We start from the raw sequence: 6,734 nt of genomic DNA, 5'->3' as shown, positions 1-6,734 counted from the left end.
GTGAGCTGAACTACACGCCGCAGGCGGGTGATGGCTCCATCGACATCAAGAAAGCCGTGCACATCAACACCCAGTTCGAGGTGTCGAAGCAGTTCTGGGCGTACCTGACCAAAAAAGGCACCTTTGGCTCGTCCAAGTCCTTTATCAGCCCGGTCCCGCACCTGAGCTTCGTGCAGGGCGAAAACGGCGTGTCGTTCCTCAAGAAGCGTTTTGAAACCCTCAGTCAGCACCACGCGTTCTCGGACATGCATTACACCGAAGACCGCAGCGAGATGGCCGAGTGGATGCCGCTGATGATGCCGGGCCGCCCGCTCGACGAAAAAATCGCAGCCACCCGCGTGATGAACGGCACCGACGTCAACTTCGGCGCCCTGACCAATCAGTTGCTGTCGCACCTGACCAGCGCACCGGATGCGCAGGTCAAGTACAGCAAGCGCGTCACCGGCCTCAAGCGCAACGGCGCGGGCTGGACCGTGAGCATCAAGGACGTCAACAGCGGCAACAGCCGTGACGTGGACGCCAAGTTCGTCTTCCTCGGCGCCGGTGGCGCGGCCCTGCCGCTGCTGCAAGCCTCGGGCATTGAAGAAAGCAAAGGCTTCGGCGGCTTCCCGGTCAGCGGCCAATGGCTGCGTTGCGACAACCCGGACGTGGTCAAACACCACCAGGCCAAGGTCTACAGCCAGGCTGCCGTGGGTTCGCCGCCGATGTCCGTGCCGCACCTGGACACCCGCGTGGTGGATGGCAAGAAATCCCTGCTGTTCGGGCCTTACGCCGGCTTCACCACCAAGTTCCTCAAGCACGGCTCGTTCCTCGACCTGCCGCTGTCGATTCGCGCCGGCAACATCGGCCCGATGCTGGCCGTGGCCCGCGACAACATGGACCTGACCAAGTACCTGGTCAGCGAAGTGCGCCAATCGATGGAACAGCGCCTGGAATCCCTGCGCCGCTTCTACCCTGAAGCGAAAGCCGAAGACTGGCGCCTGGAAGTGGCCGGCCAACGGGTGCAGATCATCAAGAAAGACCCGAAAAAAGGCGGTGTGCTGCAATTTGGCACCGAGCTGGTCGCGGCCCGGGATGGCTCGCTGGCAGCGTTGCTGGGCGCCTCTCCGGGTGCTTCGGTGACCGTGTCGATCATGCTGGAGCTGATCGAGAAGTGCTTCCCGGCAAAAGCCGCGGGTGAGTGGGCAGCCAAGCTGCACGAGATCTTCCCGGCGCGGGAAAAAGTCCTGGAAACGGATGCCGAGCTGTATCGCAAGATCAACACGCAGAACAACATCAGCCTGGAACTGGTTGCGCCTGCTGCCGAGACCGAGAGCTACGCTTGAGGTAGTGACGCAGAGCGTCACAGGATGCATTCCCACGCAGAGCGTGGGAACGATCGCCCCGTTCTCTGTATGAGAACGGGGCGTTTTTTTGTGTCTCGGATAATCAGCCGCGAGCGTTTTCGATCAGTTCGATGTACTCGTCCGCGTTGCGCTGATCCTTGATCAGATCGACGAAGGTCTGGCCGTGCTCGTCTTTGCCGTCAATGTCCAGGCCCACCTCCTTGAAAAAACCCAGGAAACGCGCGAAGTCGTCGATACGCAGGCCACGGTAGGCCTTGATCAGTTTGTGCAGGGACGGTGAAGTCGCATCAACCGGCTCGAAGTCCAGGAACAACTTGATCTGATCGTCGCCGATCTCGTCGCCAATCACCTGTTTCTTATCTTTACGCATTACCGACTCCAGCCTGCAGACATTTTCACGGGAAAAGCAGTTTACCTGCGGTGCACACGCTTCGGAAACAATGAAGATCCAATGTGTGTGTGCGGGCTTGTGTGGGAGCTGGCTCGCCTGCGATGCAAGCACCTCGGTTGTCAGGTAAACCGCAGTGATGCTATCGCAGGCAAGCCAGCTCCCACATTGATTGCATTTGCATGGCCGAACAGGTGTCGTTTAATTACTTGGCCCGCACAGCACCGGTATGCAAATCCGCCCAGATATGCCCGTTGGCATAACTCAGGAACTGCACATACACCGTTTCATTGCGCAGCAGATCAACGATCACGCGGTATTGAGCCACCGGGTAAGACAAGGTCAGGGTCTTGCTATTGTCATCGAATGCCGGCTTTTTCAGACTTTTGCTTTCAGCGTCGAAATTGAGCACCACCTGGGTGATGGTTGCGCCTTTATTCAAGGACTTGCCCTTGAGGCGAATCATCAGCGGTGAGGTCACCGGAATCGGCTGCTGGCTGGACTGGCGCTGATTGCCCACCACCACCGCGTACTCGGTGACTTGCAAAAGCTGCTGCTGATCCGGGGTTTCGGCGCGCAGGGTCAGGTCGTCCGGCGGCAGAAACTGGCTGTGCATCGGCGCTGGAGCGGCCGCCAGGGGCAGGCTGAAGGTTAGCGCCAGGGCGGCGCACGTGCGTATCAACAGGCTCATGGGCCGCTCCGAGAAAGATGGCCGAGCACTGTAGCTCAATCGAACTGGGCAAGCATCCAGCGTCGGTACTCGGCCACCTCGGCATCGCCTTCGCGAGGCGCCCATTCAGCCAGCTCGCCCGCCCCCACCGGGCGATAGGGCCCGGCCTTGCACTCGAACATCACGGTGTCGGGCTCCAGCACCACCAGGCCGTGGAACACACCCGGTGGCAGGTCGACGCCAGCACACTCGCCACCGGCCTGCATGACGCGCTTGGCCAACACCTCGCCGGTTTCGCTGAACACCAGCAAACCCAGACTGCCCTTGAGCACCAGCAGGGTTTCTGCCTTGTCGGCGCTCAGGTGACGGTGCGGTGGCACGTAGGTGTCGGGTTGCAGGCCCACCGCCAGGCGATGGCACGGCTCTTCCATCTCATGAAAATTATGGTGATGTCGGCCACGGGGGCTGGCGGCCGCTTTCTCGGCCAACTCGGTGAACAGCGTCTGATCAAGAAAGCGGGTCATGAATTACATTCCTTTAACAGCGTAGATACCGTTGGCGTTGCGCCAGTAGCCTTTGTAATCCATACCGTAACCGAAAATGTAGCGATCAATGCACGGCAGACCGACGTAATCGGCTTTCAGGTCCGGGCGAGCCTTACGGTTGTGGTCTTTGTCGATCAGCACGGCGGTGTGCACTTTGCGCGCGCCAGCGTGTTTGCAGAAGTCGATGATCGCGCCCAGGGTGTGACCTTCGTCGAGAATGTCGTCGATGATCAGCACGTCACGGTCAATGAACGAGACTTCCGGCTTGGCTTTCCAGAACAGGTCGCCGCCGCTGGTTTCGTTGCGATAACGGGTAGCGTGCAGGTAGGACGCTTCCAGCGGAAATTGCAGATAGGTCAGCAATTTGCCGGCAAAGATCAGCCCGCCGTTCATCACGCAGAACACCACCGGGTTGGTGTCGGCCATTTCGCGGGAAATGTGTGCGCCGACTTGGGCGATCGCTTCTTCGACTTGCGCTTCGGTGTACAGGCAGTCAGCCTCACGCATGATTTGACGGATATGCTCAAGATCAGCGGACATGGCGCTCTCCAAGGGGGTGCTGTGGCAAGAAAAGCGGGCGAAGGTACGCTTCTCGTGCGCTCCGGGCAAGCCTTAATGGACTAACGTACTAGATGTCTATAGGACAACACCCTCGGATAGATTAATCTAGGCCGGTTTTTTTGCCCGCCGCCGGAGCCTTTCCCATGCCCACTCGCGAGATCCGCCACCCGCTGATCCGACACAAACTCGGCCTTATGCGCCGTGCCGACATTAGCACGAAGAATTTCCGTGAGCTTGCTCAGGAAGTCGGAGCGCTGCTCACTTACGAAGCCACCAAAGATTTGCCCCTGGAAAACTACGAGATCGAGGGCTGGTGCGGTACCGTCCAGGTCGAGAAAATCGCCGGCAAGAAAATTACCGTGGTGCCCATCCTGCGCGCCGGTATCGGCATGCTTGAAGGCGTGCTCAGCCTGATTCCTGGCGCCAAAGTCAGCGCCGTCGGCGTGGCCCGCAACGAAGAAACCTTGCAGGCCCACACCTACCTGGAAAAACTCGTCCCGGAAATCAACGAGCGCCTGGCGATGATCATCGACCCGATGCTCGCGACCGGCAGTTCCATGGTTGCCACCATCGACCTGCTGAAAAAAGCCGGCTGCAAGGACATCCGCGCCATGGTGCTGGTGGCTGCCCCTGAAGGCATCGCCGCCGTCGAGAAGGCGCACCCGGACGTGCAGATCTACACCGCGTCCATCGATGAACGCCTGAACGAACACGGCTACATCATCCCGGGCCTGGGCGATGCCGGTGACAAGATCTTCGGCACCAAGCAGAAGGACGCTTGAGCATGCAGGATGATTTCAACGACCCGCTTTGGCGCCAGATCCTGTCTGGCGCACAAATGCTCTTCGTGGCATTTGGCGCGCTGGTGTTGATGCCGCTGATCACAGGTCTTGATCCAAACGTCGCACTGTTCACCGCAGGTCTGGGCACGCTGTTGTTCCAGGTGGTGACAGGACGGCAGGTGCCAGTATTCCTGGCATCGAGCTTTGCCTTTATCACCCCGATCATTCTCGCCAAGGGCCAGTTCGGCCTTGCGGCGACCATGGGCGGCGTGATGGCGGCCGGTTTCGTTTATACGTTCCTGGGCCTGGCGGTGAAGGTCAAGGGCACCGGTTTCATCGACCGCCTGCTGCCGCCGGTGGTGATTGGCCCGGTGATCATCTCCATCGGCCTGGCCATGGCGCCGATTGCCGCCAACATGGCGATGGGCAAGAACGGCGATGGCAGCGAGCTGATTCATTACCAGACGGCGATGCTGATCTCGATGCCGGCGTTGCTGACCACCTTGATCGTGGCAGTGTTCGGCAAAGGCATCTTCCGCCTGGTGCCGATCATCTCCGGCGTGCTCGTCGGTTTTGCCATGTCGTTCTACTTTGGCGTAGTCGACACCGCGAAAATCGCCGCCGCCCCCTGGTTCGCCCTGCCCCACTTCACCGCGCCGGAATTCAACTGGCAGGCGATCCTGTTCATCGTTCCGGTGGCGCTGGCCCCTGCGATCGAACACATCGGCGGTGTGATTGCGGTCGGCAGCGTGACCGGTCGCGACTACCTGAAGAAGCCCGGCCTGCACCGCACCCTGCTGGGTGACGGCATTGCCACCACGGCCGCCGGCCTGTTTGGCGGCCCGCCTAATACCACTTATGCCGAAGTGACCGGCGCAGTGATGCTGACCAAGAACTACAACCCGAAAATCATGACCTGGGCGGCGGTGTTTGCCATCAGCCTGGCGTTTATCGGCAAGTTCGGCGCATTGCTGCAAAGCATTCCAGTGCCGGTAATGGGCGGCATTTTGTGCCTGCTGTTCGGCTCGATTGCTGCGGTGGGGATGAACACGCTGATTCGCCACAAGATCGACCTGGGCGAGGCGCGCAATCTGGTGATTGTGTCGGTGACGCTGGTGTTCGGGATTGGCGGCGTGCTGGTCGGTACCGGCACCGGCCCGGATGACTTCGGCCTCAAGGGCATCGCCCTGTGTGCGGTGGTAGCGATTGGTTTGAACCTGCTGCTGCCGGGCAATGATGGCTGGAAGAACAAGAAGCCGGATGAGCCGTTGATTTAACAATACGGTGTTGCTGATGGCCCCATCGCGGGCAAGCCCGCTCCCACATGGGAATGCATTTCCCTGTGGGAGCGGGCTTGCCCGCGATGGGGCCAGTTAAGCCAATAAAGACTTAGAGCTCGCCAAGCCCATCAATCAGCGCCTGGTTCTGCTCCGGCGTACCGATGCTGATCCGCAGGAACTGGGCAATCCGCTCCTGCTTGAAGTGACGCACGATCACTCCCTGCTCACGCAACTTGGCCGCCAGGCCGGCCGCGTCGTGCTTGGGGTGACGGGCAAAGATGAAGTTGGCCGCCGAGGGCAATACTTCAAAGCCCTTCGCCTCCAACTGGCCGACCACTTTGATACGGCTGTCGATCACCAGCTGGCGCGTCTTCTCGAAGTATTCACGGTCTTCAAACGCCACCGCTGCGCCGACAATTGCCAAGCGATCCAGCGGATACGAGTTGAAGCTGTTCTTGACCCGCTCCAGCGCCTCGATCAGGTCGGGATGGCCCACGGCCAGGCCCACGCGCAAACCGGCCAGTGAGCGCGATTTGGACAGGGTCTGCGTCACCAGCAGGTTCGGGTAACGGTCTACCAAGGTGATCGCGGTTTCGCCGCCAAAGTCGATGTAAGCCTCGTCCACGACCACGACCGACTCCGGATTGGCCTTGAGGATCTGCTCCACAGCCTCCAGCGCCAACAAGCAACCGGTCGGTGCATTCGGGTTGGGGAAAATAATCCCGCCGTTTGGCTTGGCATAGTCCGCCACGCGAATCTGAAACTGCTCATCCAGCGGCACAGGGTCAGACTTGATGCCATAAAGCCCGCAGTAAACCGGATAGAAGCTGTAGCTGATGTCCGGAAACAGCAGCGGCAGATCGTGTTGCAGCAGACCGTGGAAGATATGCGCCAGCACTTCGTCGGAGCCGTTGCCGAGAAACACCTTGTTCGCGTCAACCCCGTAATATTTCGCCACGGCTTGCTTGAGGCGATCGCTGTTGGGGTCAGAGTAAAGACGCAGATCGTCATTCAACTCGGCCCGCATGGCCTCCAGCGCTTTGGGCGAGGGGCCATACGGATTTTCGTTAGTGTTGAGCTTGACCAGCTTGGTCAGCTTCGGCTGCTCGCCGGGCACGTAAGGCACGAGGTCCTTGACGAAGGGGCTCCAGAATTTGCTCAT

8 protein-coding genes are annotated in these 6,734 nt (G+C 59.9%); 3 read left to right on the top strand and 5 right to left on the bottom strand.

Going from position 1 to position 6,734, the window contains the following annotated elements:
- Window positions 1-1,325 (top strand): malate dehydrogenase (quinone) (gene mqo / locus BFW87_RS16175; RefSeq protein ID WP_078740759.1); only part of this gene is annotated, 1,325 nt, incomplete at its 5' end.
- Window positions 1,326-1,428: 103 nt separating this feature from the next.
- On the opposite strand, the gene BFW87_RS16170 is transcribed toward mqo, so the two are convergent.
- The 4 genes from BFW87_RS16170 to BFW87_RS16155 form a co-directional block, all read right to left on the bottom strand.
- A complete protein-coding gene (locus BFW87_RS16170) occupies window positions 1,429-1,716 on the bottom strand; it encodes a PA4642 family protein (protein WP_078740758.1) in 288 nt (95 codons plus the stop codon).
- A gap of 223 nt (window positions 1,717-1,939) precedes the next feature.
- Window positions 1,940-2,425: a hypothetical protein gene (locus BFW87_RS16165; RefSeq protein WP_078740757.1), complete on the bottom strand. Its 486-nt coding sequence runs from the start codon at window positions 2,423-2,425 to the stop codon at window positions 1,940-1,942.
- 35 nt (window positions 2,426-2,460) lie between these two features.
- Window positions 2,461-2,928, bottom strand: a complete 468-nt coding sequence (locus tag BFW87_RS16160) for a WbuC family cupin fold metalloprotein (RefSeq protein ID WP_078740756.1) — start codon at window positions 2,926-2,928, stop codon at window positions 2,461-2,463.
- Between the two features lie 3 nt (window positions 2,929-2,931).
- Window positions 2,932-3,489, bottom strand: coding sequence for a hypoxanthine-guanine phosphoribosyltransferase (locus BFW87_RS16155; RefSeq protein WP_078740755.1), 558 nt, complete (start codon window positions 3,487-3,489; stop codon window positions 2,932-2,934).
- 164 nt (window positions 3,490-3,653) lie between these two features.
- On the opposite strand from BFW87_RS16155, the gene upp reads away from it, so the two are divergent.
- Both upp and BFW87_RS16145 read left to right on the top strand, forming a co-directional pair.
- Complete coding sequence (upp, locus tag BFW87_RS16150) at window positions 3,654-4,292, top strand: uracil phosphoribosyltransferase (RefSeq protein ID WP_078740754.1); 639 nt, start codon at window positions 3,654-3,656, stop codon at window positions 4,290-4,292.
- Between the two features lie 2 nt (window positions 4,293-4,294).
- Window positions 4,295-5,569, top strand: coding sequence for a uracil-xanthine permease family protein (locus tag BFW87_RS16145; RefSeq protein WP_078740753.1), 1,275 nt, complete (start codon window positions 4,295-4,297; stop codon window positions 5,567-5,569).
- 112 nt (window positions 5,570-5,681) lie between these two features.
- Here the strand turns inward: BFW87_RS16145 and hisC are convergent, their stop codons facing one another.
- Window positions 5,682-6,734, bottom strand: a complete 1,053-nt coding sequence (hisC, locus tag BFW87_RS16140; RefSeq protein ID WP_078740752.1) for a histidinol-phosphate transaminase — start codon at window positions 6,732-6,734, stop codon at window positions 5,682-5,684.

Origin of the sequence: Pseudomonas fluorescens, from assembly GCF_002022275.1 — a bacterium.
GTDB classification, from domain to species: Bacteria; Pseudomonadota; Gammaproteobacteria; order Pseudomonadales; family Pseudomonadaceae; genus Aquipseudomonas; species Aquipseudomonas fluorescens_AJ.
The sequence above is the reverse complement of the archived record's forward strand: the minus strand, read 5'-3'. Positions and strand labels throughout refer to the sequence as shown.

What these genes read in the sequence shown, in the direction of transcription:
- BFW87_RS16145 (WP_078740753.1), top strand. Translation starts at nt 4,295, where the DNA reads ATGCAGGATGATTTCAACGACCCGCTTTGGCGCCAGATCCTGTCTGGC.
- BFW87_RS16155 (WP_078740755.1), bottom strand. Translation starts at nt 3,489, where the DNA reads ATGTCCGCTGATCTTGAGCATATCCGTCAAATCATGCGTGAGGCTGAC.
- hisC (WP_078740752.1), bottom strand. Translation starts at nt 6,734, where the DNA reads ATGAGCAAATTCTGGAGCCCCTTCGTCAAGGACCTCGTGCCTTACGTG.
- BFW87_RS16170 (WP_078740758.1), bottom strand. Translation starts at nt 1,716, where the DNA reads ATGCGTAAAGATAAGAAACAGGTGATTGGCGACGAGATCGGCGACGAT.
- BFW87_RS16165 (WP_078740757.1), bottom strand. Translation starts at nt 2,425, where the DNA reads ATGAGCCTGTTGATACGCACGTGCGCCGCCCTGGCGCTAACCTTCAGC.
- BFW87_RS16160 (WP_078740756.1), bottom strand. Translation starts at nt 2,928, where the DNA reads ATGACCCGCTTTCTTGATCAGACGCTGTTCACCGAGTTGGCCGAGAAA.
- upp (WP_078740754.1), top strand. Translation starts at nt 3,654, where the DNA reads ATGCCCACTCGCGAGATCCGCCACCCGCTGATCCGACACAAACTCGGC.